Source organism: Rhodobacter sp. JA431, assembly GCF_900217725.1.
Taxonomy (GTDB): Bacteria; Pseudomonadota; Alphaproteobacteria; order Rhodobacterales; family Rhodobacteraceae; genus Rhodobacter; species Rhodobacter aestuarii.
The window spans coordinates 493,420-519,599 of the sequence record NZ_OBMP01000001.1; the positions used below are offsets into that span (position 1 = coordinate 493,420).

General features: G+C 61.1%; 30 protein-coding genes and 1 other RNA gene. 25 read left to right on the forward strand and 6 right to left on the reverse strand.

Features of this window, described 5'->3' with window-relative positions; translation table 11 throughout:
* Positions 1-49 precede the first annotated feature (49 nt).
* From CRO18_RS02025 to gatC, 4 genes are read right to left on the reverse strand one after another with little or no spacing between them, the layout of a single operon-like run.
* Positions 50-739: an N-acetylmuramoyl-L-alanine amidase gene (locus CRO18_RS02025; RefSeq protein WP_097080878.1), complete on the reverse strand. Its 690-nt coding sequence runs from the start codon at positions 737-739 to the stop codon at positions 50-52.
* Entirely contained in the window at positions 736-1,407 is a 672-nt protein-coding gene (locus tag CRO18_RS02030) for a hypothetical protein (protein ID WP_097080879.1), read from the reverse strand. Before CRO18_RS02030 ends, CRO18_RS02025 begins: the two co-directional genes overlap by 4 nt.
* Positions 1,408-1,418: 11 nt before the next feature.
* A complete protein-coding gene (gene gatA, locus CRO18_RS02035; protein WP_097080880.1) occupies positions 1,419-2,897 on the reverse strand; it encodes an Asp-tRNA(Asn)/Glu-tRNA(Gln) amidotransferase subunit GatA in 1,479 nt (492 codons plus the stop codon).
* Positions 2,894-3,181: an Asp-tRNA(Asn)/Glu-tRNA(Gln) amidotransferase subunit GatC gene (gene gatC / locus CRO18_RS02040; protein WP_076484981.1), complete on the reverse strand. Its 288-nt coding sequence runs from the start codon at positions 3,179-3,181 to the stop codon at positions 2,894-2,896. Before gatC ends, gatA begins: the two co-directional genes overlap by 4 nt.
* A 167-nt stretch (positions 3,182-3,348) precedes the next feature.
* Between gatC and CRO18_RS02045 the strand changes: the two genes are divergently transcribed.
* The 11 genes from CRO18_RS02045 (at position 3,349) to CRO18_RS02100 (ending at position 11,942) form a co-directional block, all read left to right on the forward strand.
* Positions 3,349-4,041 (forward strand): metal-dependent hydrolase, encoded by a 693-nt coding sequence (locus CRO18_RS02045; RefSeq protein WP_097080881.1) that lies wholly within the window; start codon positions 3,349-3,351, stop codon positions 4,039-4,041.
* Between the two features lie 44 nt (positions 4,042-4,085).
* An RNA gene (ffs, locus tag CRO18_RS02050) (signal recognition particle sRNA small type) lies at positions 4,086-4,182 on the forward strand.
* A 154-nt stretch (positions 4,183-4,336) separates the two neighbouring features.
* On the forward strand, positions 4,337-5,260 hold the full coding sequence (locus CRO18_RS02055; protein WP_097080882.1) for an alpha/beta hydrolase: 924 nt from the start codon (positions 4,337-4,339) through the stop codon (positions 5,258-5,260).
* A 496-nt stretch (positions 5,261-5,756) separates the two neighbouring features.
* Positions 5,757-7,535, forward strand: a complete 1,779-nt coding sequence (locus CRO18_RS02065) for a DNA polymerase III subunit gamma/tau (RefSeq protein WP_097080884.1) — start codon at positions 5,757-5,759, stop codon at positions 7,533-7,535.
* 16 nt (positions 7,536-7,551) lie between these two features.
* Positions 7,552-7,896 carry a YbaB/EbfC family nucleoid-associated protein gene (locus CRO18_RS02070; RefSeq protein ID WP_076484986.1) on the forward strand — a complete coding sequence of 115 codons (345 nt, stop codon included), beginning with the start codon at positions 7,552-7,554 and terminating at the stop codon, positions 7,894-7,896.
* A gap of 1 nt (position 7,897) precedes the next feature.
* The gene (recR, locus tag CRO18_RS02075) at positions 7,898-8,509 is read left to right on the forward strand and encodes a recombination mediator RecR (protein ID WP_097080885.1); all 612 of its coding nucleotides are present in this window, start codon (positions 7,898-7,900) and stop codon (positions 8,507-8,509) included.
* Complete coding sequence (locus tag CRO18_RS02080; RefSeq protein ID WP_097080886.1) at positions 8,509-8,847, forward strand: TfoX/Sxy family protein; 339 nt, start codon at positions 8,509-8,511, stop codon at positions 8,845-8,847. Before recR ends, CRO18_RS02080 begins: the two co-directional genes overlap by 1 nt.
* 73 nt (positions 8,848-8,920) lie before the next feature.
* Positions 8,921-9,586: a glutathione S-transferase family protein gene (locus CRO18_RS02085; RefSeq protein ID WP_076485054.1), complete on the forward strand. Its 666-nt coding sequence runs from the start codon at positions 8,921-8,923 to the stop codon at positions 9,584-9,586.
* Between the two features lie 33 nt (positions 9,587-9,619).
* The gene (gene queG / locus CRO18_RS02090) at positions 9,620-10,657 is read left to right on the forward strand and encodes a tRNA epoxyqueuosine(34) reductase QueG (RefSeq protein WP_249275984.1); all 1,038 of its coding nucleotides are present in this window, start codon (positions 9,620-9,622) and stop codon (positions 10,655-10,657) included.
* Positions 10,658-10,727: 70 nt separating this feature from the next.
* Complete coding sequence (locus tag CRO18_RS02095; RefSeq protein ID WP_308811418.1) at positions 10,728-11,648, forward strand: DMT family transporter; 921 nt, start codon at positions 10,728-10,730, stop codon at positions 11,646-11,648.
* Between the two features lie 99 nt (positions 11,649-11,747).
* Positions 11,748-11,942, forward strand: coding sequence for a hypothetical protein (locus CRO18_RS02100; protein ID WP_076484991.1), 195 nt, complete (start codon positions 11,748-11,750; stop codon positions 11,940-11,942).
* A gap of 143 nt (positions 11,943-12,085) precedes the next feature.
* Here CRO18_RS02100 and CRO18_RS02105 read toward each other — a convergent pair whose 3' ends face one another.
* Positions 12,086-12,955, reverse strand: a complete 870-nt coding sequence (locus CRO18_RS02105) for a branched-chain amino acid aminotransferase (protein WP_076484992.1) — start codon at positions 12,953-12,955, stop codon at positions 12,086-12,088.
* A gap of 146 nt (positions 12,956-13,101) precedes the next feature.
* Here CRO18_RS02105 and CRO18_RS02110 point away from each other — a divergent pair, with 146 nt between their 5' ends.
* From CRO18_RS02110 to CRO18_RS02130, 5 genes are all read left to right on the forward strand, one after another.
* Positions 13,102-13,602, forward strand: a complete 501-nt coding sequence (locus tag CRO18_RS02110) for a MarR family winged helix-turn-helix transcriptional regulator (RefSeq protein WP_076484993.1) — start codon at positions 13,102-13,104, stop codon at positions 13,600-13,602.
* Complete coding sequence (locus CRO18_RS02115) at positions 13,599-14,309, forward strand: response regulator (protein ID WP_097080888.1); 711 nt, start codon at positions 13,599-13,601, stop codon at positions 14,307-14,309. Before CRO18_RS02110 ends, CRO18_RS02115 begins: the two co-directional genes overlap by 4 nt.
* Positions 14,310-14,526: 217 nt before the next feature.
* Positions 14,527-15,087 carry a ubiquinol-cytochrome c reductase iron-sulfur subunit gene (gene petA, locus CRO18_RS02120; RefSeq protein WP_076484995.1) on the forward strand — a complete coding sequence of 187 codons (561 nt, stop codon included), beginning with the start codon at positions 14,527-14,529 and terminating at the stop codon, positions 15,085-15,087.
* A gap of 11 nt (positions 15,088-15,098) precedes the next feature.
* On the forward strand, positions 15,099-16,412 hold the full coding sequence (gene petB, locus CRO18_RS02125) for a cytochrome b (protein ID WP_097080889.1): 1,314 nt from the start codon (positions 15,099-15,101) through the stop codon (positions 16,410-16,412).
* An 18-nt stretch (positions 16,413-16,430) separates the two neighbouring features.
* Positions 16,431-17,273 carry a cytochrome c1 gene (locus CRO18_RS02130; RefSeq protein WP_097080890.1) on the forward strand — a complete coding sequence of 281 codons (843 nt, stop codon included), beginning with the start codon at positions 16,431-16,433 and terminating at the stop codon, positions 17,271-17,273.
* 142 nt (positions 17,274-17,415) lie between these two features.
* On the opposite strand, the gene CRO18_RS02135 is transcribed toward CRO18_RS02130, so the two are convergent.
* A complete protein-coding gene (locus tag CRO18_RS02135) occupies positions 17,416-18,042 on the reverse strand; it encodes a TetR/AcrR family transcriptional regulator (protein WP_076484998.1) in 627 nt (208 codons plus the stop codon).
* A 127-nt stretch (positions 18,043-18,169) separates the two neighbouring features.
* On the opposite strand from CRO18_RS02135, the gene CRO18_RS02140 reads away from it, so the two are divergent.
* The 9 genes from CRO18_RS02140 (at position 18,170) to CRO18_RS02180 (ending at position 26,177) form a co-directional block, all read left to right on the forward strand.
* Positions 18,170-18,619 (forward strand): TerB family tellurite resistance protein, encoded by a 450-nt coding sequence (locus CRO18_RS02140; RefSeq protein WP_097080891.1) that lies wholly within the window; start codon positions 18,170-18,172, stop codon positions 18,617-18,619.
* Positions 18,620-18,754: 135 nt separating this feature from the next.
* On the forward strand, positions 18,755-19,543 hold the full coding sequence (locus tag CRO18_RS02145; protein WP_097080892.1) for an ABC transporter ATP-binding protein: 789 nt from the start codon (positions 18,755-18,757) through the stop codon (positions 19,541-19,543).
* Between the two features lie 27 nt (positions 19,544-19,570).
* Positions 19,571-20,293 carry a transporter substrate-binding domain-containing protein gene (locus tag CRO18_RS02150; protein ID WP_097080893.1) on the forward strand — a complete coding sequence of 241 codons (723 nt, stop codon included), beginning with the start codon at positions 19,571-19,573 and terminating at the stop codon, positions 20,291-20,293.
* Between the two features lie 44 nt (positions 20,294-20,337).
* On the forward strand, positions 20,338-21,219 hold the full coding sequence (locus tag CRO18_RS02155; protein ID WP_097080894.1) for an ABC transporter permease: 882 nt from the start codon (positions 20,338-20,340) through the stop codon (positions 21,217-21,219).
* On the forward strand, positions 21,216-22,049 hold the full coding sequence (locus CRO18_RS02160) for an ABC transporter permease (protein ID WP_076485003.1): 834 nt from the start codon (positions 21,216-21,218) through the stop codon (positions 22,047-22,049). The genes CRO18_RS02155 and CRO18_RS02160 overlap by 4 nt, the downstream gene beginning before the upstream one ends.
* 3 nt (positions 22,050-22,052) lie before the next feature.
* Positions 22,053-23,384: a glutamine synthetase family protein gene (locus CRO18_RS02165; RefSeq protein ID WP_097080895.1), complete on the forward strand. Its 1,332-nt coding sequence runs from the start codon at positions 22,053-22,055 to the stop codon at positions 23,382-23,384.
* Between the two features lie 87 nt (positions 23,385-23,471).
* The gene (locus CRO18_RS02170) at positions 23,472-24,149 is read left to right on the forward strand and encodes a type 1 glutamine amidotransferase (protein WP_097080896.1); all 678 of its coding nucleotides are present in this window, start codon (positions 23,472-23,474) and stop codon (positions 24,147-24,149) included.
* Between the two features lies 1 nt (position 24,150).
* The gene (locus tag CRO18_RS02175; protein WP_097080897.1) at positions 24,151-24,771 is read left to right on the forward strand and encodes an FMN-binding negative transcriptional regulator; all 621 of its coding nucleotides are present in this window, start codon (positions 24,151-24,153) and stop codon (positions 24,769-24,771) included.
* A 38-nt stretch (positions 24,772-24,809) separates the two neighbouring features.
* Positions 24,810-26,177, forward strand: a complete 1,368-nt coding sequence (locus tag CRO18_RS02180) for a glutamine synthetase family protein (protein ID WP_076485007.1) — start codon at positions 24,810-24,812, stop codon at positions 26,175-26,177.
* Positions 26,178-26,180: the final 3 nt, after the last annotated feature.

The following is a 26,180-nucleotide window of genomic DNA, read 5'->3' on the forward strand; positions in this document are numbered from 1 at the left end:
GCCTGCCTTACGCCGCGAAGGGCGCAAAGGTCAATGGGCGTAAAGGTGCCTAGCTAGAGCGCCAAGAGCCACCATCAGCCCCAAATCGCAGGCCCAGATCGGTGATCAGTGCCATATCGGTGGCATCGAGCGGGCCAGTGTGACGGGGCCGGAACCGCAGCCGAAATGCGGCGAGCAGCACCTCAAAGGGGGCTTCCGGGTAGCCAAAGGTTTCCGCCATTGCCATGAAGCCCGCCTCGGCCACGGGCGGAGCCATGCCACCGGCCTCTGGCATAACGGCCAACCCTTGGCGCGCAAGCCTTGCCCAATCAAAGCGCGGGCCGGGGTCGATCTTGCGGCCCGGCGCCATATCGGAATGGGCAATCACTGCCTCGGGCACAATCGCCCAGCGCGCCATAATCTCTTTCAGCAAACGGTCCAGCGCGGCCATTTGCGGTTCGGGAAAGGGCGCATTGCCAGTATTGGCCAGTTCAATGCCGATCGAACGGGAGTTCACATCCTCGCGCCCCGCCCAAGCGCCCGCGCCCGCGTGCCAAGCGCGCATCGCTTCGGGCACCAAAGCCTCAACCGTCCCATCTTCGGCAATCAGCCAATGGGCGGAAACTTCTGCCGCAGGGTCGCACAGCCGCGCACGCGCCGCCGCCGCGCTTTCCATGCCGGTATAGTGCAAAACGATCAGTTCAGGCTGCGCGCCCCCGCGCCGCTCGGAATAGTTGGGCGAAGCGGGGGATATTGTCACTGCCGCGCCGCCTGAAACGGACGCGGGTCCCAACCACAGGCAAACCCATCACCATCGGGGTCAAGGTTGCCCGGGTCTTTTTGCGGGCCGCCACGCTCCAAAAACGCCATCTGCGCCAGATCGGGCGAGACATATTTCGCGCAGGCGCGCTCGGTCTTGATCAGCTTGAAGCCGCCCCGCTTGTAAACCGGCTGCCCCGGCGCATTCGTTGCCGAAAGCGCATAGGCGGCAAGGTTCGGCCCTGTCGCCCCGCGCGTCACCACCGGATCGGCCGCAGGGGCCATGGCATCAAGTGGTGCCCCGGCGTCTTGCGCCGCGGGCGCGGCCGGAGCCTCGGTGGCAGAGGTGGCCCGCAGCGCGGCCAAAGTATCGGCCCCAATCGTGCCATCCGAGGCCGTCGTCGCCATTGGGGCCGAAGCTTCCGCCTGCCCCGCCGCAGAGGTGACAGGCGTTGCCCCATAGCCTGTGGTGCCATAGGCCCCACCTGGCGCCACAGCTTGCGCCGGGGCCGGGGCGGCCGCTGCAGGCTGGCCCCGCAATTCCGCCTCGCGTTGGTGCAAATAGGTCTGATAGTCACCAAAGCCCACGCCCGCCGCCGAATTCGGCACCGGAGGATCGCAGGCGGCCAAAGCCAAAACCGGAACAGAAAACACCAACAGCTTGCGCATTGCGCGGCTCCTTACCACCACTTCTCAGGCTTCGCGGTGAAACCTGCTGCTTTCTCAAGCACCAAAGCTTGATTGAGCAGATCGCCTTCACCCCACGGGCGGCCAATGAGTTGCAGCCCCATCGGCAGGCCCTTGGCATCCAGCCCCACCGGCACCGAAATGCCCGGCAGACCCGCCAAGTTCACCGTCACGGTGAACACGTCGTTGAGATACATCTCGACAGGATCGGCGTCTTTCATCTCTCCAAGACCAAAGGCCGATGAGGGCGTCGCAGGGGTCAAAATCGCGTCGATGCCCGCCTCAAAGGCGAGATCAAAGTCGCGCTTGATCAGCGCCCGCACGCGCCGCGCGCGGTTGTAATAGGCATCATAGAAGCCCGCCGACAGCACATAGGTGCCAATCATCACCCGGCGCTGCACCTCGGGGCCAAAGCCCTCGGCGCGGGTTTTTTCATACATATCGACGATGCCCTCGCCCGCCCCCAGATGGGCGCGGTGCCCGTAACGCACGCCATCATAGCGCGCGAGGTTGGAAGAGGCTTCCGCCGGCGCAATCACGTAATAAGCCGGCAGCGCGTATTTGGTGTGCGGCAACGAGATATCGACGATCTCGGCCCCGGCATCACGCAGCATCGCCGCGCCATCGTTCCACAGCTTCTCGATCTCGGCGGGCATCCCGTCCATGCGGTATTCTTTCGGGATACCGATTTTCTTGCCGCGAATATCGCCCGTCAACGCCGCTTCGAAATCCGGCACCGGGAAATCGACACAGGTCGAGTCCTTGGCGTCATTCGAGGCCATCGTGCCGAGCATGATCGCCGCATCGCGCACCGATTTGGTCATCGGACCCGCTTGGTCGAGCGAAGAAGCAAAGGCCACCACGCCCCAACGGCTCACGCGGCCATAGGTCGGCTTGATGCCCACAATGCCGGTGAAGGCCGCGGGCTGGCGGATTGAGCCGCCCGTATCGGTGCCGGTTGCGCCAAGGCACAGGTCAGCGGCCACGGCCGCTGCCGAACCGCCAGACGAGCCGCCGGGCGTTAGCTGGCGATCATCGACCTTCCACGGGTTCACGACCGGACCGTAGCAGGCGGTCTCGTTGCTGGAGCCCATGGCGAACTCGTCCATGGAAAGCTTGCCCAGCATCACCGCGCCCGCATCCCACAGGTTTTGCGTCACGGTGGATTCGTATTCCGGCTTGAAGCCCTCAAGAATGCGCGAGGCCGCCTGAGATGCCACACCTTTGGTGCAGAACAGGTCTTTGATGCCGAGCGGAATGCCGCATAGCGCAGGCGCATCACCGCCCGCAATCCGCGCATCGGCGGCTTTCGCCTGTTCCAGCGCGATCTCGGGCGTTTTGGCGCAATAGGCATTGAGCGCATCCGCGCCCTCAATCGCCGAAAGGCAGCTTTCGGTCAGCTCGACCGAGGTGAACTCGCCCGCTTTCAGCCCGTCACGGGCGGCGGCAATGGTCAGTTTGTTCAGGCTCATTCCACCACCTTCGGCACGGCAAAGAAGCCCTCGCGGGCATCGGGGGCATTGGCGAGAATTTTCTCAGGATAGCTGCCGTCGGTCACTTCATCGACGCGGCGCTTGAGCCGCATCGGCGTGACGGAGGTCATCGGCTCGATGCCCTCCACATCCACCTCATTCAATTGTTCCATGAAGGTCAGGATGCCCGAGAGTTGCTCGGCCAGTTTCGGCAGGTCGTCTTCGGCCACGCGGATGCGCGCCAGATGCGCCACCTTGCGGGCGGTATCAATGTCGATGGACATGGGTGGGTGTCTCCGCTTGTCTGGATGCGGGTTTAGCGTCCGGGGCGGAGGCTTTCAAGCACAGCGTCCTTAACTGGCCCCTGTGACGCCTGCGCGCCTTCCCTTGTCACATATCCACGCTAGCTTTCGGGGCAGTAGATTCGTTGAAGCAACAGAAAGAGGATGACATGAACCTGATTTGGCTAGGCCATTCCGGCTTTCGTCTTGAAATTGAAAACGCCGTAATCCTGATTGACCCTTGGCTGACCGGCAACCCGGTGTTCCCAGCCGAAAAACGCGCCGAAGCGCTGGCCGGGGCCACGCATATTCTGCTCACCCACGGCCATGGCGACCATTCCGCCGATACGCTGGCCTTGGCGAAAGAACTCAATGTGCCGATCGTCGGCATTTACGACATCGTGAGCCATTGGGAAGCGCATGACGGCATTGACGGCATTGGCTTCAACAAAGGCGGCACCGTTGATCTGGGCGGCGCTAAGGTGACGATGGTGCCTGCGATGCACTCTTCGTCAATCAGCGGGCCGACCGGGCCGATCTATGCGGGCGCCGAGTCGGGCTATATGATCGCGGGCGAAGGCCATGTGATCTACCTTTCGGGCGACACCTGCATCAGCTCGGAAATGCAGTGGATGGGCGAATATTTCCAACCCGATATCGGCATTCTTGCTGCCGGTGGCCATTTCACCATGGATATGCGCGCCGCTGCTTGGGCAGCGAAGAAATACTTCAATTTCAAGACCGTGATCCCGTGCCATTACCGCACCTTCCCGCTGCTGGAGCAATCAGCGGCGGCACTGGTGGAAGGTCTGCCGGATGTGCGGGTGATTGAGCCGCAGGTGATGGAAGCGATCAGCCTGTGATCCAAGGGTTGCAAGGGAGCGGCGTGACGACTATATGACGCCGCGAGAGGTTGGCGCGGGCGAGCGCCTCGCCAACCCGGTCAGGTCCGGAAGGAAGCAGCCGCAACGAGCCCCGCTTGGGTCGCTGTCCAGCCTCTCACCCTCCCATCGCATTTCGACTTCGGCTTGAAACCCTTGGCGTTGGCATTAGCGCATCAGGAAACGCGACGCTTGTCTCGTGCCATTCCCGCCGATAGATGTTCTTTAGACGTTTTCGAACCGTCTCGCGGAAGTGGCATTTGCTTGGGGCGGTTCTATGGGCGCTGCGCAACGAAACATCAGCGCGGAGAAACTCGCCTATCTGAAGCGCATGAAGGCATTTCAGCGCGAATTGGAAGCGCTTCAACCGCTCTTCGAGGTCGAGACTGCCATCTATGCAGAACAGCCCTGCGTAACCGGGCCGCTCCCCATCGCCGTAGACCTTTACCGTCCGAAAACAGGCCGCGATTGGCCCGTGGTGATCTGGCTGCATGCGGGCGGCTTCATCGCAGGATCGCGCGAAAAAAAGCTCCATAGTGTCATTGCCGGGCATTTCGTGCGCCACGGCTACGCCGTCGCCGTCCCCGATTATCGGCTACACCGTCAGCGCCCCCTTCTCAAAAAGCCAATGCGGCGGCTCATGCGTGACCTCGTGGCCGAGGCCGCTGCGACAGAAGACCCGATGCAACGAATCTTCCAGCGTGATCGCGCCTTGGCCGTGGTCGAAGATTGCGGAGCTTTACTCCGCTGGCTGGAAAAAGAGGGGCCCTCCCGAGGCTTGGGCAAAGAAATCATCTGGGCCGGGTCATCGGCCGGAGCGATTTCCGCGCTTAATGCCCTCTATCTGCTGCCACAATTGCGGATTGAGCCCTTCACCGTGCGCTCTGCGATGATCAGTTCAGGCGGCTTTGCCTATGGACGCTTTGCAAAACCGGGAACCGCGCCGGTGCTGGCCTTGCATGGCCCTGAGGATAGCCGCGTGCCAATCGGCTCGATCCGCGCGCTCAAAGCGCGCTTGGGCGACGAAATTACGCTGATTGAAAGCGACACTTTGCTACACGGGGAAATCGGGTTCACGCCCGATGAGGCGCTTGGCGTTGCGGTCGACAGGCTTGTGACGTTTGACCAAGCCGCAGCCAAGCAATTCTCCTTCACGCGCGTTCCGGAAGCTGGCGTTACAAAGAACACGCGCCAAGATTGATGCGGCGCCGAGCAAGACCCGAAGCACCTTCCAAACCGCGACAATCTGCCTAAGTTGCACCTTCGCGCGGGCAGGCGTTTGGTACCCGCATCTGCACCGCGTATGCCCCGCGCTGTGCAGACTTTCTTATCTGCACTCAAGGAGGCACTCAATGAAGACGATCTCTCTCACCGCTGCGGCGGTCCTTTTGGCGTTGCTTGGCGCACAAAACGCCTTTGCGAAAGATTGCCGCGCTTACGGCGTATGCGAACAAGAGTGTTTGGGCGGATCTTCCGCGACGGCGAGCAGCGCAGCAAAGCAAAGCTGCAAAGCGCGCTGCATGGCCGCCAGAAAAGGCTGCGCTACGATTGACCAGTAAGACAAGCTGGCTCGGACCCATTTTCCCGAGCCTTACTTCCGCCTAAACACGCGCCGCGCGCATAGCGCGGCGCCCCGCGGCATCGGTTTGACTTGGCCCACCGCCTCGCTAGACTGCGCGAGCAATTCAGGAGCGCCCATGACCGACGCCGAAAGCCCCGCGCAAAACCCCTCGGGCTATCAGGTTCTTGCCCGCAAGTACCGCCCCGCCACCTTTGCCGATTTGATCGGGCAGGAGGCGATGGTGCGCACGCTGAAAAACGCCTTTGCGGCAAGCCGGATCGCGCAAGCCTTTATCATGACGGGGATTCGCGGCACCGGCAAAACCACCACCGCGCGGATCATTGCCAAGGGCCTTAACTGCATCGGCCCCGATGGGAACGGCGGGCCAACGACCGAGCCCTGCCTTGAATGCGAACACTGCAAGGCGATTGCCGAAGGTCGGCACGTAGATGTGCTGGAAATGGACGCCGCCTCGCGCACCGGGGTGGGCGACATTCGCGAGATCATTGAAAGCGTGAACTACCGGGCCGCCTCTGCGCGCTACAAGGTCTATATCATCGACGAAGTGCACATGCTTTCGACCTCAGCCTTCAACGCGCTTTTGAAAACGCTCGAAGAACCGCCGGCGCATGTGAAATTCATCTTCGCCACGACCGAGATTCGCAAAGTTCCGGTGACGGTGCTTAGCCGCTGCCAACGCTTTGATTTGCGCCGCATCGAGCCTGAGGTGATGATTGCGCATTTGCAAAAGGTGGCCGGGCTGGAAAATGCGCAAATCGCCGAAGATGCTCTGGCGCTGATTACCCGCGCCGCCGAAGGCTCGGTTCGTGATGCGATGTCTTTGCTCGATCAAGCCATTTCGCACGGCGCGGGCGAAACCACCGCCGATCAGGTACGTGCGATGCTGGGGCTGGCCGATCGCGCCCGTGTGCTGGACCTGTTCGACCACATCCTGAAGGGCGATGCCGCTGCCGCACTGACCGAACTTGGCGCACAATATAGTGATGGCGCGGACCCGATGGCCGTGCTGCGCGATCTTGCGGAAATCACCCATTGGGTTTCGGTGATCAAAATCACCCCCGAAGCGGCCGATGACCCGACCGTGCCGCCCGAGGAACGCACGCGCGGCCAAGCGATTGCCGCGGCGATCCCGATGCGGGTGCTCAGCCGGTTTTGGCAGATGCTATTGAAAGCGATTGAAGAGGTGGCGGGCGCACCAAACGCGATGATGGCCGCGGAAATGGCGCTTATTCGGCTCACCCATGTGGCAGACCTGCCCGACCCGGAAACGCTGATGCGCAAGGTGATGGGTGGCCCCGGTGCTGCGGGGGGCGCGGGCCCGGCGCAAGGCGGGGGCGGGGGCGGGGGCGGTGGTGGCCCGCGCGCCGAAGCCACAACCCGGCATATGCTTGGCGGGCGGCCTTTGCATATGTCTGGCTCAGCAGCGCTGGCCGTGCAGCCTGCAGCCTCGGCCTTGGCGCGGTATGCCAAGTTTGAAGATGTGGTCGAACTGATCGCCAAAATGCGCGACGGGCTTTTACGGCACCAAGTGGAGCGCGGCGTGCGGCTGGTAAGCTACGCCCCCGGCCGGATCGAGTTTGAGCTTGCCCCCGATGCGCCGCGCGACTTGGCGCAGACCCTTGCGCAACGCCTGCAAGGCTGGACCGGCGCGCGTTGGGGCGTTTCGGTGGTCTCTGAGGGCGGGCAACCGACGATTTTTGAGCGTGAAAATGCCGCGAAACTGGCTGCCGAGGCCGAGGCGCGGGCCGAAAACGCGGTTGTGCAGGCGATCTTTGCCGCCTTCCCGCAAGCCGCGTTTGAACAGATCACCCTCGCCGCAGAGCTAGAGGCTGAACAAGCCGCCGAAGCGCTGCCAGAGGTGGAAGACGAATGGGATCCTTTCGAGGACAACTAACATTGAGGAGAAAGTAATGCTGAAGGGTTTGGGCCAGTTGGGTGACATGGCCAAAATGATGAAAGCCGCCAAGGAAATGCAGGAGCGGATGCTGCAACTGCAAGACGAGCTTGGCCGGATGATCGTGGAAGGCGAGGCCGGTGGCGGTTTGGTCAAGGCGCGCGTCACCGCCAAGGGAGAGTTGACCGGGCTTGAAATTGATCCGTCGATCTTTGTGCCTTCGGAAAAGGAAGTGGTCGAAGATCTGATCATCGCCGCTGTGAAAGACGCACAAGCCCGGGCGCAAGACAAAGCCGGTGAAGAACAGCGCAAGCTGATGGGCGATCTGGGCCTGCCCGCCGATATGAACTTCCCGGGCTAAGATGAGCTTGGGGGCTGGCGGGGGCCGCGACGAGATCGAGGCGCTGATCGCGCTGATGGCGCGGCTGCCGGGGCTTGGCCCCCGCTCCGCGCGGCGCGCCGTCTTGCATTTGTTGCGCCGCCGGGAGGGACAGATGGCCCCTTTGGCGGCGGCGCTGGCCCGCGTCGCCGAAACCGCGCGCGATTGCCCGGTTTGCGGCAATATCGCCGTGGGCGGCACTTGCGAGATTTGCGAAAACCCCGCCCGCGCCACCGGTGAGATTTGCGTTGTGGAAGATGTGGCCGACCTTTGGGCAATGGAACGCGGTGGCGCGTTCAAGGGACGCTACCACGTTTTGGGCGGCACGCTTTCCGCGCTTGATGCTGTGGGGCCGGAAGAACTGGGCATTCCCCGATTGATCGAGCGGGTGGAAGCGGAGCATGTGACCGAGGTGATCTTGGCGCTCAATGCCACGGTCGAAGGCCAAACCACTGCACATTATATTGCCGAAGCGCTAGAGCGCACCGGGGCCAGTGTGACCTCACTGGCGCAAGGCGTGCCGATTGGCGGCGAGCTTGACTATCTTGATGATGGCACGATTTCGGCAGCGCTGCGCGCCCGACGGGCTTTGTGATGGCCACAAGCCCTGAAACCATCGCTTTCTTTCTGGAGCAGCTTGAGGGGCGTGGCGTGACCGCGCGCAAAATGTTTGGCGAATATGGGGTTTATGCGGGCGGCAAGATGGTCGCGCTCATTTGCGATGACACGCTCTTTGTGAAGCACTTGCCCGAGGCGGCCGCCTATTTGGGCGCGCCCGAAGAAGCCCCGCCCTACAAAGGGGCGAAGCCACATTTCCGGATCAGCGCCGATCAATGGGAAGATGGCGATTGGCTGTGGGGCCTGATTTCGTTGATGGAAACCCATCTCCCGATGCCCAAGCCAAAGGCGCGCAAACCCAAAGGGGAGGGTTAACCCCTTCTCAAGAAGCATTGATCCACCTCGCCCCCCTCGGTATCAGGGGGAAAAGCTGTTTTGGATGTTGCAGATGAACCGCCTTTATCACGTTGCCCTTTCGCCCTTTTGCCGCAAGGTCCGCCTGACTTTGGCGGAAAAGAAGATCGAAGTGGAACTGGTCGAAGAGCGTTACTGGGAGAAAAGCACCGAATTCACGCGCCGCAACCCTGCAGGCAAGGTGCCCGTGCTGCGCTATGACAATCGGCTGTTTTCCGAAAGTCAGGCGATCTGCGAATACATTGACGAAATCGTACCGGACCCGCAATTGATGCCGCGCGACCCCGAGGCGCGCTATGAGGTGCGCCGCCTCTGCGCGTGGTTTGATGACAAGTTCAACAGCGAAGTCACCACCAAGGTGATGGGCGAGCGCGTTTGGAAGAAGGTGCAGAAAAAAGGCTACCCCGACAGCAAGACGATCAAGGAAGGCTTGGCGGCGATCAAGTTCCACATTGATTACATGGGCTGGCTTTTAGATCAGCGCCGTTGGCTGGCGGGGGATGTAATGACCTTGGCCGATTTTTCCGCCGCCGCGCATATGAGTTGCCTAGATTACATCTCGGATGTGGATTGGCATCGCTCGGAAGTGGTCAAGCAATGGTATGCGAAAATCAAATCGCGCCCGGCCTTCCGCTCGCTTTTGGCAGACCAATTGCCGGGCATGCCCCCCTCGCCGCAATATGCGGAACTGGATTTTTAAGCGCATCAGCGGCACGGCACAGCGGAGGCGCACCTGCAAGATCTGAAGACACGGCTGGTAGAGCGCGCCCTTTTTGAGGGTTTTGCCAAGGCGCGCATCACCCGGCCCGATGCGGTGCCGCATTTGCCAGAGGCGCTTGCAGGGTTCGTCGAGGCCGGGCACCACGGACAAATGCGCTGGATGGAAGAGCGGATGCATTGGCGCGCCGATCCGGCAGCCCTTTGGCCCGAAGCGCGCTCTGTCATTATGCTGGCGGAAAGCTATAGCCCCGAGACAGACCCGCGCGCCGCGACCAAGGTAAAAGATGGCGGCGCGATTTCGGTCTATGCGCAGGGCAAGGATTACCATGACCTTGTGAAACGCCGCCTGAAACGGTTGGGGCGTTGGCTGATTGAGCAAGAGCCTTGCGAGATCAAGGTTTTCGTCGACACTGCCCCGGTGATGGAAAAGCCGCTGGCGCAGGCGGCGGGTTTGGGCTGGCAGGGCAAGCACACCAACCTTTTGGCGCGCGATCTGGGCAATTGGGTGTTTTTAGGCGCGCTCTTCACCACGCTTGATCTGCCCCCCGACGCACCCGAGGTCAGCCATTGCGGATCTTGCACCGCCTGTTTGGACGCCTGCCCCACCGGGGCCTTTCCGGCGCCCTACCGGATCGACGCGCGGCGCTGCATCTCTTATCTGACCATCGAACATCATGGGCCGGTCGACCCAGCGTTGCGCCCGTTGATGGGCAACCGCATTTATGGCTGCGATGATTGCCTCGCCGCCTGTCCATGGAACAAATTCGCCGTTGCCGCGCAGGATATCGGCTATGCGCATCGTCACGGCACGCCGCCGCTGGCGGAGCTTCTCACCCTTGACGACGCCGCCTTCCGCGCGCGCTTCGCAGGAAGCCCGATCAAGCGGATCGGTCGCAACCGGATGGTGCGCAATGCGCTTTATGCGGCGGGCAATTCTGGCTTGGCAGCACTTCTGCCCCCGGTGCAGGCCCTGTTGGACGACCCGGACCCAACCGTGGCAGAGGCCGCGCGCTGGGCGCATGGCTGCCTTGCGGGCAAAACGCCGCAATAGCCCTTTCCCCCGGCGTGCGGATCGCTAGGTTTGCGCCATGCGCCCAACCGCCCCTTCCAGCCCGGCCCCGATGCCGAGCCCCGTCACCGGCATTGCCCTCAAGGTTCTGTCGGTTCTCTTTTTTATTGCGATGGCGAGCCTTGTGAAAGCGGTCGCTCCGCATGTGCCGCCCGGCGAAACGGTCTTCTTCCGCTCGCTTTTCGCGCTGCCGGTGATTTTGGCGTGGCTGATCTGGCGGCGCGAATTGCGCGTAGGGTTCAAAGTCAAAAGCCCGATGGGCCATGTTTGGCGCGGCGTCGCGGGCACCACGGCGATGGGGCTCAACTTTGCCGCCATTGCACTGCTACCGCTGCCCGAGGTCACCGCGCTTGGCTACACCGCGCCCCTTTTGGTGGTGATCTTTGCGGCGATGTTTTTGGGCGAGAACGTGCGCGCCTATCGGCTTTCGGCGGTCAGCCTTGGGCTGGTGGGCGTGCTGATCGTGCTCTGGCCCCGTTTGGGCGGTGTGAGCGGCGATAACCCGGTAGAGGCTTTGGGCGCAGTGCTTGCCGTAATGGGGGCGACCTTTGCCGCGCTGGCGCAAGTGTTCATCCGCAAAATGGTCGCCACCGAGCGCACCTCGGCAATTGTGTTTTGGTTCACCATCACCTCGGCGGGGCTTTCGCTCATCAGCCTGCCCTTTGGCTGGGTGATGCCCGGCCCGCGGGAGGCGATTTTGCTGATTTCTTGCGGGCTTTTGGGGGGCTTGGGGCAGATTTTCCTGACCTCATCTTACCGCTTTGCCGATGCTTCGATCGTCGCGCCATTTGACTATGTCTCGATGCTGTTTGCGCTGGGGATCGGCTATTGGTTCTTTGACGAAGTGCCCACGCTTTGGATGCTGGGCGGCGCGGGCCTGATCATTTTCGCGGGCGTAATGATCATCTGGCGCGAACATCGGCTGGGGCTGGAGCGCAAGCGGGCGCGTAAAGCGGTCACGCCGCAGGGCTGAGTCGTCTCGCAACGATTTGTCGGCCCAATATGACCCAGAGCAATGACGTAGGTCCGATTCGGTGCTAATCTGTCAAAGATGAAGCTGAAGGAGGCAGACATGACCCGTCACATCATCGACCATGCCGAGCCAAAGGCTGAAGGCACCCGCACCGCCCAATATGTGGATATGGACCGCAAAGCAGGCGTGCATCCCGCCGTGGAAGAACTGAGCCAACGCCCGGAAGATCGTTCCGGCGCGAAAGTGCGGGAATTTGTGCGCATCGCGCGCGAAGAAGCCAAGGCGGAAGACTGATCCGACCCAAATCGGACCTCGCAGGAAGATCGGCCCGCACTGCCAAGGGTGGGCCGAATTGGGAGAAGGGCACGCCTCTGGCGTGCCCCCGTAGCAAATTTCGCCTTTGCGACCCCGAAAGGGGCTGATCAGCGGCCAGCCGCTTAGGCGCGCACGAGTTTCTCGTAGCTTTCCGCGATATCGCGGGTAAGTGCGCCCACCTCAAAGTGGAAGTCCCCGATTTGACCCACCGGGGTGACTTCGGCGGCCGTGCCGGTGAGCCAGCATTGCTCGAAACCCGCCAGTTCCACGGGCTCGATATGGCGTTCGTGGACGGTGATCCCTTTTTCCTTCAGCATGGCGATCACCGTTTGGCGGGTGATGCCGTTGAGGAAGCAATCCGGAAGCGGCGTGTGCACTTCGCCGTTCTTGACGAAGAAGACGTTCGCCCCGGTCGCCTCGGCGACATAGCCGCGATAGTCCATCATCAGCGCGTCCGAGCACCCTTTCGCCTCGGCGGCGTGTTTTGACATGGTGCAGATCATGTAAAGACCCGCCGCCTTGGCCGCCGACGGAATGGTGTGCGGATCAGGGCGACGCCATTTGGAGATGTCGAGCTTGGCGCCCTTCATCTTCGCATCGCCATAATAGTTGCCCCATTCCCAACCCGCGATCGCCATGCGCACCGGGTTTTTGCGCGCCGAAACGCCCATGTCTTCGCCCGCGCCACGCCATGCCACGGCGCGCACATAGGCGTCTTTCCAGCCATTGGCTTCCAGCATCGCGTATTTCGCGGCTTCGATCTCTTCGACCGAATAGGGCACTTCCATATCCAGCAGTTGCGCCGATTTGCGCAGCCGTTCGGAATGTTCCACCCCTTTGAAGATCTTGCCATTGTAGCAGCGTTCGCCCTCAAACACCGACGAGGCGTAATGCAGCGCATGGGTCAGGATATGGACCTTGGCATCGCGCCATTCGACCATTTCCCCATCCATCCAGATCTTACCATCACGATCATCATATGCGCCGTCCATGCTGCCCTCCTTGAGCCCAAATTGTCATAAGTTGCGCCAAACGGGCCAGAACAGGTCAGAAAGTTGCGCAACTTCCCGGTCTCGGTAACAATTGATTCTTGGAAAGTCAACAAGACTGCCCTAAAAGGATCAAAAGCGAGGATCACATGGCCGAGACCGGGGCATCTGGGGGCGAAACGCTCCTGTTTCTGACCGACGAACAATTGCGCAAAGGCATCGAGGCGATGTTCTTTGCTTATCGTGGCTTTACCGCCGATCCGGACCGGATTCTGGAAAAGCACAATTATGGGCGCGCACATCACCGCGCGATCCACTTTATCAACCGCGAACCCGGCCTGACGGTGACAACGCTCATTTCCGTTCTGGGCGTCACCAAGCAAAGCTTGAACCGGGTGCTGCGGACCTTGATCGAGGATGGGCTGGTAGAGAGCCGGGTGGGCAACCGCGACAAGCGCGAGCGGAACCTTTACCTGACCGAGGCTGGCGCGGAGTTGGAGCACGAGCTTTCAAAAGCGCAGCGCGGGCGGATGCGGGCGGCCTATCGTGCGGCAGGGCCACAAGCGGTGGCCGGGTTCCGGCAGGTGCTTGAGGCGATGATGGACCCTGATCTGCACCGTCACTACCAGATGCTGAAGGATGAAGCATGAGCGCCAATGCGCCACATTTGCTGATCGTCGATGATGACGAGCGAATCCGGGGGCTCTTGCACAAGTTCTTGGCGCGCAATGGCTTTTTGGTGACTGCCGCGCGCGATGCGGCGCATGCGCGCAAGCTGCTCGCCGGGCTCGAATTCAACCTGATCGTGCTGGACGTGATGATGCCGGGCGAAGACGGGCTGAGCCTGACGCGCGATCTGCGCACGAAAATGTCCACCCCGATCCTGCTTTTGACCGCGCGCGGCGAGACCCGCGACCGGATCGAGGGGCTCGAGGCAGGCGCGGACGACTATCTGCCCAAACCCTTTGAGCCCAAAGAATTATTGTTGCGAATCAATGCGATCTTGCGTCGCGTGCCGGAAACCACCGCCTCTGGCCCGAAGTTTTTGGGGCTGGGTCCGCTGCGCTATGAGATTGAGCGGGGCGAGTTGTGGCAAGGGGATGCCGCAGTGCGGCTGACCGCAACCGAGGCCGCACTGATGCGGATCTTTGCGGCGCATCCGGGCGAAGTGATCAGCCGCGCCGATCTGATTGATGAATTGGGCCGGGATCGCTCCGCCAGTTCGGAAGAAGGGGCGGGCGACCGTGCGGTGGACGTTCAGATTACCCGCTTGCGGCGCAAGATCGAGCCCGATCCGCGCGAACCGCGCTACCTGCAGACAGTGCGTGGTGCTGGGTATATGCTCGCACCGGACTGACCACTAAAACGGCAACACGCGCCAAGCCAACCCCATGAGGCAGCGACAAAAAAGCGCGAATCGGGGGAAGTTGCGGCTTTTCGCCTCACCCCATTGTGATTGTCTGCTGGACTGACAAGGGCGTCGGCGTTAAACGGAACGCATGGCAGGCCGCCCCCAGAAGCGGCCTGCAACGGCGCATCGGCTTGAAATCCAGGCTCGGGAAGGGAGAAGACTCGTGTCCCACGCAGAAGACTACGAAGGCACTCGGAGGGATTTCCTCTATCATGCTACCGCCGCGACGGGTGTCGTGGTGGCGGGCGCGGCCGTTTGGCCGCTGATCAACCAAATGAACGCTTCAGCAGACGTTAAAGCGCTCGCGTCGATTTTCGTTGACGTGTCGAGCGTTGAAGTGGGCACCCAGCTGACCGTGAAATGGCGCGGCAAGCCGGTGTTCATTCGTCGCCGCGATCAAAAAGACATCGACCTTGCGCGTTCGGTCCCGGTTTCGTCGCTGCGCGACAAATCGGCTGAAAACGCCAACAAACCCGGCGCGGAAGCGACCGACCAAAACCGCACGCTGGACGAAGCCGGCGAATGGCTGGTGATGATCGGCGTTTGCACCCACCTCGGCTGCGTGCCGATGGGCGGCGCTTCGGGTGATTTCGGTGGCTGGTTCTGCCCCTGCCACGGCTCGCACTACGACTCTGCTGGCCGTATCCGCAAGGGCCCGGCGCCGCGGAACCTTGATATCCCGCTGGCGGCCTTCGTCGACGACACCACCATCAAGCTGGGCTGAGGGGAAGACACATGTCCGGAATTCCGCACGACCATTACGAGCCCAGAACGGGCATCGAAAAGTGGCTGCATGATCGTATGCCGATCGTCAGCCTGATTTACGACACCATTATGATCCCCACGCCGAAGAACCTGAACTGGTGGTGGATCTGGGGGATCGTCCTTGCCTTCACGCTGGTGCTGCAAATCGTCACCGGCATCGTGCTGGCGATGCACTACACCCCGCATGTCGATCTGGCTTTCGCCTCGGTCGAGCACATCATGCGCGACGTGAACGGCGGCTGGGCGCTGCGTTACATCCACGCCAACGGCGCTTCGCTGTTCTTCTTGGCGGTCTATATCCACATTTTCCGTGGTCTCTACTACGGCTCCTACAAGGCGCCGCGCGAAATCACCTGGGTCATCGGTATGGTTATCTACCTGCTGATGATGGGCACCGCGTTCATGGGCTACGTGCTTCCGTGGGGGCAAATGTCCTTCTGGGGCGCCACCGTTATCACCGGCCTCTTCGGTGCGTTCCCGGGCTTTGGCCCTGGCGTGCAAGAATGGCTGCTCGGTGGGCCGGCGGTCGACAACGCTACGCTTAACCGCTTCTTCTCGCTGCACTATCTTCTGCCCTTCGTGATCGTGGCTATGGTCGCGCTGCACATCTGGGCGTTCCACACCACGGGCAACAACAACCCGACCGGTGTTGAAGTGCGTCGCGGTTCGAAAGAAGAAGCCGAGAAAGACACCCTGCCCTTCTGGCCCTACTTCGTGATCAAAGATCTGTTCGCGCTGGCGCTGGTGATGGTCGTGTTCTTCGCGGTCGTGGCTTACATGCCGAACTACCTCGGCCACCCGGATAACTACATCCAAGCGAACCCGCTTTCGACGCCTGCACACATCGTGCCGGAATGGTACTTCCTGCCGTTCTACGCGATCTTGCGCGCCTTCACCGCCGACGTTTGGGCTGTGGCTCTGGTTGACGGGATCACCTTCGGCGTCGTTGACGCCAAACTGTTCGGTGTTATCGCGATGTTCGGCGCGATCATCGCGATGGCGCTGGCCCCGTGGCTCGACACCTCGAAAGTCCGCTCGGGCTCCTATCGTCCGAAGTTCAAACTGTGGTTCTGGCTGCTGGTTGGCGACTTCATCCTGCTTACTTGGGTGGGGGCGATGCCGACCGAGTTCCCGTATGACTGGATCTCGCTGATCGGGGCGACCTACTGGTTCGCGTACTTCCTTGTGATCCTGCCGCTGCTTGGCGCGATCGAAAAACCGACGCCGATGCCGGCGACGATTGAGGAAGATTACAACAGCCATTACGGCAATCCGGCCGAGTGAGAGAAGAGGACTGAAATCATGAAAAAGCTTCTGATCTCTGCTGCTTCCGCGCTGATGCTTAGCGCTGGTGGTGCGATGGCCGTCGACCACAACGTGCCTGACGTTGCCTTCAGCTTCGAAGGTCCGTTCGGCACCTACGATGTGGACCAACTGCGTCGTGGCTTCCAAGTCTACTCGGAAGTCTGCTCGGCCTGCCACGGCATGAAATTCGTGCCGATCCGCACGCTCGCCGATGATGGCGGCCCGCAACTCGACCCGGCCTTCGTGCGTGAATACGCCGCTGGCTTGGACGGTGTGCTGGACCCGGAAACCGACGAAGAGCGTGACCGTAAAGAATCCGACATGTTCCCCGAACGTGTTGGTGACGGCATGGGCCCGGACCTCTCGGTGATGGCGAAAGCGCGTGCGGGCTTTATGGGCCCGAACGGCCTCGGCCTGAACCAGCTCTTCAAGGGCATGGGCGGTCCGGAATACCTCTACAACTACATCATCGGCTTCGAAGAAAACCCGGAATGTGCTCCGGATGGGATCGACGGTTACTACTACAACCACACCTTCCAAGTTGGCGGCGTGCCGGACAGCTGTAAGGACGCCAATGGCGTGAAGATCACCCATGGTAGCTGGGCGCAAATGCCCCCGCCGCTCGTGGAAGATCAAGTGGAGTACGACGACGGCACCCCGGCCACCATCGAACAGATGGCCTATGACGTCTCGGCCTTCCTGATGTGGGCTGCGGAACCGAAGATGATGGCGCGCAAACAAATGGGCTTCGTGGCGGTTCTGCTGCTCGGCCTGATGACCGTGCTGCTCTATCTCACCAACAAACGGCTCTGGGCGCCCTACAAAGGCAAACGCCACTAAGCCGTTCCCGAGCCTGAGATAAGAAAACGCGCCCTTCGGGGCGCGTTTTTATTTGTAGGCTGCGGTATCTCACATGCGTCCCCAGCATAGAAAAGGCCCCGGCAAGCGCCGAGGCCACAAACGCTCAAGCCAATCAGAGGTTTCAGCCGCGTACGCCGTAACGCGCCAAGAACATTTCGACCGCGCCCTCAATGATCCGGTGGCGGCTTTCGTCCGTCACCTCATGGATCACACCGCAGACAAGGCAGTTGTGGATTTCAACCTTGCACAATTCCGAGAATTGATCGGCGGCCAAGGCGTAATCTTCAATCACCAACTCGCCCCGCGCCACGGCGGTTTTGAGATATTCCACCAGCCGCGCGCGCACCAATTGCGGCCCCGAGGCATAGAACTGCTGCCCCAATTCCGGGAACCGGTCGCTTTCCGCGACGCACAGCCGGTATGTCTGCCGCCCCAGATCGGAGCGCAAATAATCAATGATCGCGCCAGCCGCATAGCGCAGCACCTGCGCCACCGGCTTTTCATCGGCATAGATAAACTCCACCGCCTCATCGGCTTGGCGTTCGCATTCACCCGTGGCGATGGCCATAAACAAAAGACGTTTATCCGGGAAATAGCTGTAGAGCGTTGCCTTCGACACGCCCGCCTCGCGCGCGATGTCGTCGACCGAGGCGCCCTCGAATCCGTCACGCAAGAAAACCTTACGCGCCCCTTCGATCACCTGATCGAACTTACGGCCTTTGCGGATCGTGCTCGTTTCCTTTGTCATGCAACATCCCTTCGCCACCACAATAGCCCGGCAGCGCCATAAGCGACAAGGCATCCAATGGTCGGTATCGCAAGGTTCTGATCGGAGCTGGCCTTGTCCCGGCCCTTGCAGACGCTAAACTGAGGCCATGTTCAAATTCCTCTCCAGCCTTCTGGCCGACCCGCAACCGCATCATGATCCGCTCACGGCGGAAGATGCCGAACTGGCGCTGGCGGCGCTTTTGGTGCGGCTGGCCCGCTCTGACAACCATTATGGCGCCGATGAACGCCAACATATCGAGCAGGTCCTGGCGACGCGGCGCGGGCTGGGCCATGGCGAAGCGACGGCTTTGCGCGAACGCGCCGAGGCCGCAGAGGCAGAGGCTCCCGACACGGTGCGCTTCACACGCGCGCTCAAGGAAAAGATCGCCTATGAGGACCGAATCGGCGTGATTGAGGCGCTTTGGGACGTCGCCTTGGCCGATAATGAACGCGCCCCCGAAGAAGATGCGCTGATCCGGCTCGCCGCCAATTTGCTGGGCGTCAATGATCGCGATTCGGGCTTGGCGCGGCAGCGGGTGGTGGCGGCGCGCGGCTGAACCACTGTTCGGCGCCTAAAGTTGCGGCGCTTGCCTGTCCTTTTGGCGCTTACCCTTGGGGAAAGACCAACTCGCCGTTGCATTCGGCTCAAAAATCGCGCCAAGTTGACCGACCGGACAAACAGAAGCCGAGCCGTGACAGACCCCGTGACCCAAACTGCCCCCGTCATTGAAATCCGCAACCTGCACAAAAGCTATGGGCCCCTAGAGGTGCTCAAGGGCGTGTCGATCCGGGCCGAAAAGGGCCATGTGGTCTCGCTCATTGGCTCTTCGGGTTCGGGCAAATCCACCCTTTTGCGCTGCTGCAACCTGCTGGAAGACAGCCAGCAAGGCGAAGTCGTCTTTGCGGGCGAACCCGTGCGCTGGCAAGGCGCGGGGCTGGCCCGCCGCCCCGCTGACCGCGCGCAGGTCACGCGGTTTCGCACCAATCTTTCGATGGTGTTTCAGCAGTTCAACCTTTGGAGCCACATGACGATCTTGCAAAACGTCATGGAGGCGCCGGTCACAGTGCTGGGCCGAAAACCCGCCGAGGTGGAGCCGCTCGCGCGCAGCCTTTTGGCCAAGGTCGGCATTGGCGACAAAGCCGATAACTGGCCCGCGCAGCTTTCGGGTGGCCAACAGCAACGCGCCGCGATTGCCCGCGCGCTGTGCATGCAGCCCGAAGCGCTTTTGTTTGATGAGCCGACCTCCGCGCTTGACCCCGAATTGCAGCAAGAAGTGGTGAAGGTGATCAAAGACCTCGCCGCCGAACATCGCACGATGATCCTTGTGACCCATGACATGCGCTTGGCCGCCGAAGTGTCTGACCATGTCGTGTTTCTGCATCAGGGCCTGATCGAAGAGGAAGGCCCGCCCGAAACCCTTTTTGGCGCGCCCAAATCGGAGCGCCTGCAACAATTCCTGTCGGCCACCGCGCCGGCCTGAGTGAAGACCCCAACTTTGGAGAGAGCCATGAAGAAGCTGATCCTGACCGCTGCCGCGCTTGCGCTGACCGCGGGCACCGCCTTTGCGAACGACGTTGTCCGTATGGGCACCGAGGGTGCCTACCCTCCCTACAACTTCATCAACGACAAGAATGAAGTGGAAGGTTTCGAGCGCGAACTGGGCGATGCGCTGTGCGAAAAAGCCGGTCTGACCTGCGAATGGGTCACCAATGACTGGGACAGCATCATCCCGAACCTGCTTTCGGGCAACTATGACACGATCATCGCGGGCATGAGCATCACCGATGAGCGCCAAGAAGTGATCGACTTCACGCAAAACTACTATCCGCCGGCAGCTTCGGCTTATGCAGCCGCCTCGGCCGATGCTGACCTGATGGGTGGCGTGGTTGCCGCGCAAGTGGGCACGATCCAAGCCGATTACGTTGCCAAATCGGGCGCGACCCTTTTGGAATTCGACACGCTTGATGACACCGTCGCGGCCGTGAAAAACGGCGAAGCGGATGCGGTCTTCGCCGATAAAGACGCGCTCGCGCCCTTCGTCACCGAAGGCGGCGATCTGGTTTGGAGCGGCGATGATGTGCCGCTCGGCGGTGGCATCGGTATCGGCCTACGCAAATCCGACACCGAGTTGAAAGAGAAATTCAACGCCGTGATCTCGGAAATGAAAGCCGACGGCTCGCTCAACGAGATGATCGTCAAATGGTTCGGCGACGAAGCCGCCACCTTCTGATTTGAGAGGGCGCGAGGGAAACCTCGCGCCCCCCTTTAGGCACGATGTTCGATACCTGCGCTGATCCCAAAACCCTCGAAGGCCTGTCTTGGCTGCTGTGCTACCTGACCACAGGCAAGCACCTTGCGTTTTATAGCTCATTCTTTGTGGTGCTGGCCCTGATGGCCATCGTCGCCCCTGTGGCGCTTGCCTTTGGCTTTGGCGGGGCAATTGCCGCACGCTCGCCCGTCTTGCCGCTGCGCTGGTTTGGCAAAGCCTATACCGCGATGGTGCGCGGGATCCCCGATATCGTGTTCTTCCTCTTCGTGCCGGTGGTGATGGACCAAGGGCTCGAATATCTGCGCTATCTCTATAAATGCCCGCATGATGGAACGCCCGTTTGGGCCAATAACGAATTCAGCGTTTGCGCCGCCGCGAAACTGCCGCTCTCCACCTCGCCCCAAATCTGGCACGAGGTTTATGGCTTTACGCTGGCCGTGATCGCCTTTTCGATCGTCTTTGGCGCCTTTGCCGCGAACGTGCTTTACGGCGCGATGAATGCGGTGCCGCGCGCGCAGCTTGAAACCGCCGAAGCCTATGGGATGTCGCCCGCGCAGGTGCGCCGCCGCGTGCTTATTCCGCAAATGTGGACCTATGCGCTGCCGGGGCTTTCCAACCTTTGGATGATCCTAATTAAGGCCACGCCGCTTTTGTTCCTGCTGGGCGTCGAAGACATCGTCTATTGGGCGCGCGAATTGGGGGCGACGAAATCGCAGCTTTATGACTACCCGCACCCAGATTGGCGCGTGTGGTATGTGCTGGCACTTTTGGTCTTCTATCTTGGCATGACGAAACTCTCGGAACGGGTGCTGGATCGGCTTTCGGCGCGGCTCTCCAAAGGGCAGGCCACGATGGCAGGCGAAGCACAACGGAAGGCCGCGGCATGAGCGATAGCTGCACCCAGATTATTGCGGATTACGCATTCCGCTCGCTTGGCTATGGCGAACGCCTGCTGCCGCGCACCGATTTTACGCTGTGCCATGAGTTCACGCTGATCGGCTCTGGTCTGATCTGGAACATCTACTTTGGCACGCTGGCGCTTCTGTTTGGCTTCTTCTTCGCCACCGGGCTCGCGTTGGCCAAAGCAGCCCCCAGCGCTGTGCTGCGCCGCCCGGCGGAACTGTTCATCTTTGTGTTCCGGGGCTCGCCGCTCTTCATCCAGTTTTTCTTGGCGTATGAATTGCTGGTGATGCTGCCCAAAGCGGGCATTGATGTCTTTGGCATCACCATTGAAACCGCATGGACGACCAAGGCTTGGGCCGGCGCACTCTTTGTGCTGTTCCTCAACACCTCGGCCTACTCGGCTGAAATCTTCTATGGCGCGCTGCAAAGCGTCCCGAAAGGCGATATCGAGGCAGCCGATGCCTATGGACTCACCGGCTGGAGCAAGTTCCGCCGCGTGCTTTGGCCAACGATGCTGCGGCTCGCCTGGCCCTCTTATACCAACGAAGCGATCTTTCTCTTTCACGCCACGACGCTGGTTTACTTCTCCGGCTTCCCCGCCTTCCAGCAACGCGGCGATGCGCTTTATTACGCGAAGTTCTTTGCTGATAAGACCTTCAACCCCTTCATCCCCTACCCGATCACCGCCTTCTACTTCATCTTGGTGACACTGACGCTGATCGGGCTGTTTGGGATCATCAACCGCCGTCTGAACCGCCACCTTCCGGGCCAACACCGCCCCAAGCTGAGGATCAGGCCGCAAATCATCAGGTGAGACATGGACTGGCTCAAAGAACACCCCGAGGTACGCACCATTCGTGTGGCTGCGGCAGATTTAAACGGGGTGGCGCGGGGCAAACGGATTCCGGCGCGGTTTGCAAGCAAGGTCTTCAGTGAGGGGACGCGCTTTCCCTTCTCGGTGATGAACCTCGACATCTGGGGCGAGGATATCGAAGAAAGCCCGCTCGTTTTTGAAACGGGCGATTGCGACGGCCTGTTGCTGCCGACAGAACGCGGCTTCCTACCGATGCCGTGGCTTGAGGCGCCCACTGCCCTTTTGCCGATCTGGATGCACCATATGGATGGGCGGCCCTATGCGGGTGACCCGCGCCAAGCGCTGGCCCGCGTGGTGGATCGCTATGCCGCACAGGGTCTGCGCCCGGTGGTGGCGACCGAGCTTGAGTTCTTCTTAATCGATGATTCCGGCAAAACCCTGCGCGTGCCGCCCTCGCCCCGCTCGGGCAAGCGTCGCTCGGGTGGGGAAACGCTTAGCCTGCGCGCGCTGGATGCGTTCGATGTGTTCTTCACCAAGCTTTATGAGGCTTGCGAGGCGATGGACATTCCCGCCGATACGGCGATTTCCGAAGCGGGGCCGGGGCAGTTTGAGATCAACCTCATGCATCAGGCGGACCCGCTTAAGGCGGCCGATGACACATGGCTTTTCAAAATGCTGGTGAAAGGGCTCGCCCGTCAGCATGGCTTCGCCGCCAGCTTCATGGCGAAGCCCTATGACATGTGGGCCGGCAACGGCATGCACACCCATTTCTCGATCTTGGATGAAACGGGCGAGAACATCTTCAACGATGGCTCAGACAAAGGTTCGGATGCGCTGCGCCAAGCGGTGGCGGGCTGCCTTGAGGCGCTGCCGGGCTCAACGCTCGTCTTTGCCCCGCATCAAAACAGCTTCACCCGGCTGGTGCCCAATGCCCATGCGCCCACGGGGATCGGATGGGCCTATGAAAACCGCACCGCCGCTTTGCGCATTCCGGCCTCTGGCCCCGCCGCACGGCGGATTGAGCATCGCGTGGCAGGGGGCGATGTGAACCCCTACTTGATGATTGCGGCGATCTTGGGGGCGGCGCTGGTGGGCATTGAAGATGAAATGACCCCGGAAGACCCGATTATCGGCAATGCCTATTCGCTTGGCCTGCCGCAGCTCCCCGCGACATGGAATATGGCGATCAACAGCTTTGCCAATTGCCCGATCATCCGCCGTGTGTTCGAGGAAGAGCTGGTCGAGAACTTCCTGATGACCAAGCGCCAAGAGCTGCACTACATGGCTGAACTCTCTGAGGAAGAGCAAACCGAGCTTTACCTCGACACCGTCTAAGCCCATCAAGAACCGGACCAACCGGCCTGCCCCTTGCCCCGCGTCTGTCGCGGGGCTACCTTTCCCCTATCCAATCACGAGACCCCCATGCGCATCGGTATCCTGCAAACAGGCCAATCTCCCGAACCACTGCGGGAGGCAGCGGGTGACTACCCCGATATGTTCGTGGCGCTTTTGGCGCCCTATGGGTTTAATCTGGTCACCTATAATGTTGAGCAGATGCAGTTCCCCAACGATCTGCATGAATGCGATGGCTGGCTGATCACCGGCTCGCGCCATGGGGCCTATGAAGACCATGCCTTCATCCCCCCGCTGGAAGATTTTATCCGCAAGGTAATGGCCGCCCATATCCCCTTGGTCGGGATTTGCTTCGGCCATCAGATCATCGCACAGGCGATGGGCGGCAAGGTCGAACGCTATGAAGGGGGCTGGGCCGTGGGGCCGCAAAGCTACGATTTCGGCGGCGAAACGATCACCCTGAACGCATGGCACCGCGATCAGGTCACCAAGCTTCCCGAAGAGGCAAAGGTCATTGCCTGCAACGACTTTTGCGCCAATGCCGCGCTGGTCTACGGCGATACCGCCTTTACCGTGCAAGCCCACCCCGAATTCAAAGATGATTTCGTGGACGGGCTGATGACCACCCGCGGCCCCGGCGTTGTACCCGATTCACTTATGGCCGAGGCGCGCGAAAAACTGGGCCAAGGCAATGACTCGCAAGCCATCGCCGCCCGGATCGCGGCCTTCTTTCAAAGGCAGGGCTAGCATGTATCGCCTGCCCGCCTTTGCCGAAACCGATGCGGAGGCGCTGAGCGCGCTGATTGCCGCGCATCCTTTGGGGCTTTTGATCAGTTCCGGTCCGGGCGGAATTATGGCGGGGCCGGTGCCGTTCCAATTGGTGGAAACCGAGACCGGGCAGGTATTGCGCGCGCATCTGGCCAAGGCGAACCCGCAACTGGCCGAACTGGCCGCCGCACCGCAGGTGCTTGTGGTTTTTCAACCCGGCGAAGCTTACGTCTCCCCCAGTTGGTATCCGACCAAGGCAGAGCATCATCGGGTCGTGCCCACATGGAATTATGCGATGGTTCAGGTGCGCGGCACCGCGCGGCTGATAACGGATGACGCGTTCTTGCGCGACCAGATCGCTGCGCTGACCACCCACCAAGAAGCCGAACGCACGGAACCTTGGGCGGTCTCTGATGCGCCGCCCGAGTTTATCACCGCGCAACTGCGCGGCATCACCGGGCTTGAGATCGCGATCACCGCGATGGAGGGCAAGCTAAAGCTTTCCCAAAACCGCACGGCCGCCGACCGCGCAGGCGTGCGCGCGGGGCTGATGGCAGAAGGCGACCCGCTCGCCCGGCTGATGCCCGACCCTACAGACTGACTGTCCGCCCCCCTCCTCATTTCCGGAAAGCGAAAGACATGTCTCAGATTTCTACCCATTGGACCGATCTCATCCCGCAAGCCGCGCAAGATTACATTGAAGGCCGCCGCTTGGATGAGGTGGAATGTATCGTCGCCGATATTGCGGGCGTGGCCCGCGGCAAGGCGATGCCCGCCTCCAAATTCGCCTTTCAAGATCGGTTCTACCTACCGAACTCGATCTATCTACAAACGATCACCGGCGAATGGGCCGACAACCCGATGGGCGCCTTCACCGAACCGGATATGGTGCTGACCCCGGATTGGTCCACCACCTCGGCCGCGCCTTGGACCAACGACATTACCCTGCAAGTGATCCATGATGTGAACGACCAACAGGGCAACCCCGTGCCCGTGGCCCCGCGCAACGTGCTGAAGCGGATCGTGAGCCTTTATGAGGCCGAAGGGCTCAAGCCGATTGTTGCGCCGGAAATGGAGTTCTTTCTGGTTGCCCGCAACCTCGACCCAAACCAACCGATCATCCCGCCGATGGGCCGCTCAGGGCGGCGCGCGGCGGGCAAACAGGCCTATTCGATGTCGGCGGTCGATGAATATGGCAAAGTGATCGACGACATCTATGACTTTGCCGAAGCGCAAGGCTTTGAGATTGATGGCATCTTGCAAGAAGGCGGCGCGGGTCAGGTCGAGATCAACTTAGCGCATGGCGACCCGGTCGCACTGGCCGATCAGATCTTTTACTTCAAACGGCTGATCCGCGAGGCCGCGCTGCGCCACGATTGCTTTGCCACCTTCATGGCCAAGCCGATCGAGGGCGAGCCGGGCTCAGCCATGCATATCCACCAATCGGTGATCGATATGGAAACCGGGCAGAACATTTTCTCCAACCCCGATGGCGGCGAGAGCGAGGCATTCTTGCATTTCATCGCCGGGATGCAAACGCACCTGCCCGCCGTGGTCGCGCTGCTGGCCCCCTATGTGAACAGCTATCGGCGCTACATCCCGGACTTTGCCGCACCGATCAACCTTGAATGGGGCCGCGACAACCGCACCACCGGGCTGCGCGTGCCGATTTCCAGCCCCGAGGCGCGGCGGCTGGAAAACCGGCTCGCCGGGATGGATTGCAACCCTTACCTTGGCCTCGCCGCCTCGCTCGCCTGCGGTTACATCGGGCTGAAAGAGAAGAAAATGCCCAGCCCCGAATGTTTGGGCGATGCCTATATGGGCGACAGTGACCTGCCCTACAACCTTGGCGATGCGCTTGATATTTTTGCCGATAGCGCGCCGGTGCGCGAGGTGCTCGGGGTCGAATTCTGCACCGTTTATGAAGCGGTGAAGCGCAATGAATACAAGGAATTCTTGCAGGTCATCAGCCCGTGGGAGCGTGAGCATCTTCTGCTCAATGTGTGATCC

What these genes read in the sequence shown, in the direction of transcription:
- CRO18_RS02070 (WP_076484986.1), top strand. Translation starts at nt 7,552, where the DNA reads ATGCTGAAGGGTTTGGGCCAGTTGGGTGACATGGCCAAAATGATGAAA.
- CRO18_RS02115 (WP_097080888.1), top strand. Translation starts at nt 13,599, where the DNA reads ATGAGCGCCAATGCGCCACATTTGCTGATCGTCGATGATGACGAGCGA.
- CRO18_RS02150 (WP_097080893.1), top strand. Translation starts at nt 19,571, where the DNA reads ATGAAGAAGCTGATCCTGACCGCTGCCGCGCTTGCGCTGACCGCGGGC.
- CRO18_RS02180 (WP_076485007.1), top strand. Translation starts at nt 24,810, where the DNA reads ATGTCTCAGATTTCTACCCATTGGACCGATCTCATCCCGCAAGCCGCG.
- CRO18_RS02080 (WP_097080886.1), top strand. Translation starts at nt 8,509, where the DNA reads ATGGCCACAAGCCCTGAAACCATCGCTTTCTTTCTGGAGCAGCTTGAG.
- CRO18_RS02095 (WP_308811418.1), top strand. Translation starts at nt 10,728, where the DNA reads ATGCCGAGCCCCGTCACCGGCATTGCCCTCAAGGTTCTGTCGGTTCTC.
- CRO18_RS02110 (WP_076484993.1), top strand. Translation starts at nt 13,102, where the DNA reads ATGGCCGAGACCGGGGCATCTGGGGGCGAAACGCTCCTGTTTCTGACC.
- CRO18_RS02170 (WP_097080896.1), top strand. Translation starts at nt 23,472, where the DNA reads ATGCGCATCGGTATCCTGCAAACAGGCCAATCTCCCGAACCACTGCGG.
- CRO18_RS02085 (WP_076485054.1), top strand. Translation starts at nt 8,921, where the DNA reads ATGAACCGCCTTTATCACGTTGCCCTTTCGCCCTTTTGCCGCAAGGTC.
- CRO18_RS02160 (WP_076485003.1), top strand. Translation starts at nt 21,216, where the DNA reads ATGAGCGATAGCTGCACCCAGATTATTGCGGATTACGCATTCCGCTCG.
- recR (WP_097080885.1), top strand. Translation starts at nt 7,898, where the DNA reads ATGAGCTTGGGGGCTGGCGGGGGCCGCGACGAGATCGAGGCGCTGATC.
- CRO18_RS02045 (WP_097080881.1), top strand. Translation starts at nt 3,349, where the DNA reads ATGAACCTGATTTGGCTAGGCCATTCCGGCTTTCGTCTTGAAATTGAA.
- gatC (WP_076484981.1), bottom strand. Translation starts at nt 3,181, where the DNA reads ATGTCCATCGACATTGATACCGCCCGCAAGGTGGCGCATCTGGCGCGC.
- CRO18_RS02135 (WP_076484998.1), bottom strand. Translation starts at nt 18,042, where the DNA reads ATGACAAAGGAAACGAGCACGATCCGCAAAGGCCGTAAGTTCGATCAG.
- CRO18_RS02105 (WP_076484992.1), bottom strand. Translation starts at nt 12,955, where the DNA reads ATGGACGGCGCATATGATGATCGTGATGGTAAGATCTGGATGGATGGG.
- CRO18_RS02165 (WP_097080895.1), top strand. Translation starts at nt 22,053, where the DNA reads ATGGACTGGCTCAAAGAACACCCCGAGGTACGCACCATTCGTGTGGCT.
- CRO18_RS02140 (WP_097080891.1), top strand. Translation starts at nt 18,170, where the DNA reads ATGTTCAAATTCCTCTCCAGCCTTCTGGCCGACCCGCAACCGCATCAT.
- CRO18_RS02065 (WP_097080884.1), top strand. Translation starts at nt 5,757, where the DNA reads ATGACCGACGCCGAAAGCCCCGCGCAAAACCCCTCGGGCTATCAGGTT.
- CRO18_RS02130 (WP_097080890.1), top strand. Translation starts at nt 16,431, where the DNA reads ATGAAAAAGCTTCTGATCTCTGCTGCTTCCGCGCTGATGCTTAGCGCT.
- CRO18_RS02175 (WP_097080897.1), top strand. Translation starts at nt 24,151, where the DNA reads ATGTATCGCCTGCCCGCCTTTGCCGAAACCGATGCGGAGGCGCTGAGC.
- CRO18_RS02030 (WP_097080879.1), bottom strand. Translation starts at nt 1,407, where the DNA reads ATGCGCAAGCTGTTGGTGTTTTCTGTTCCGGTTTTGGCTTTGGCCGCC.
- CRO18_RS02155 (WP_097080894.1), top strand. Translation starts at nt 20,338, where the DNA reads ATGTTCGATACCTGCGCTGATCCCAAAACCCTCGAAGGCCTGTCTTGG.
- gatA (WP_097080880.1), bottom strand. Translation starts at nt 2,897, where the DNA reads ATGAGCCTGAACAAACTGACCATTGCCGCCGCCCGTGACGGGCTGAAA.
- CRO18_RS02055 (WP_097080882.1), top strand. Translation starts at nt 4,337, where the DNA reads ATGGGCGCTGCGCAACGAAACATCAGCGCGGAGAAACTCGCCTATCTG.
- petB (WP_097080889.1), top strand. Translation starts at nt 15,099, where the DNA reads ATGTCCGGAATTCCGCACGACCATTACGAGCCCAGAACGGGCATCGAA.
- CRO18_RS02100 (WP_076484991.1), top strand. Translation starts at nt 11,748, where the DNA reads ATGACCCGTCACATCATCGACCATGCCGAGCCAAAGGCTGAAGGCACC.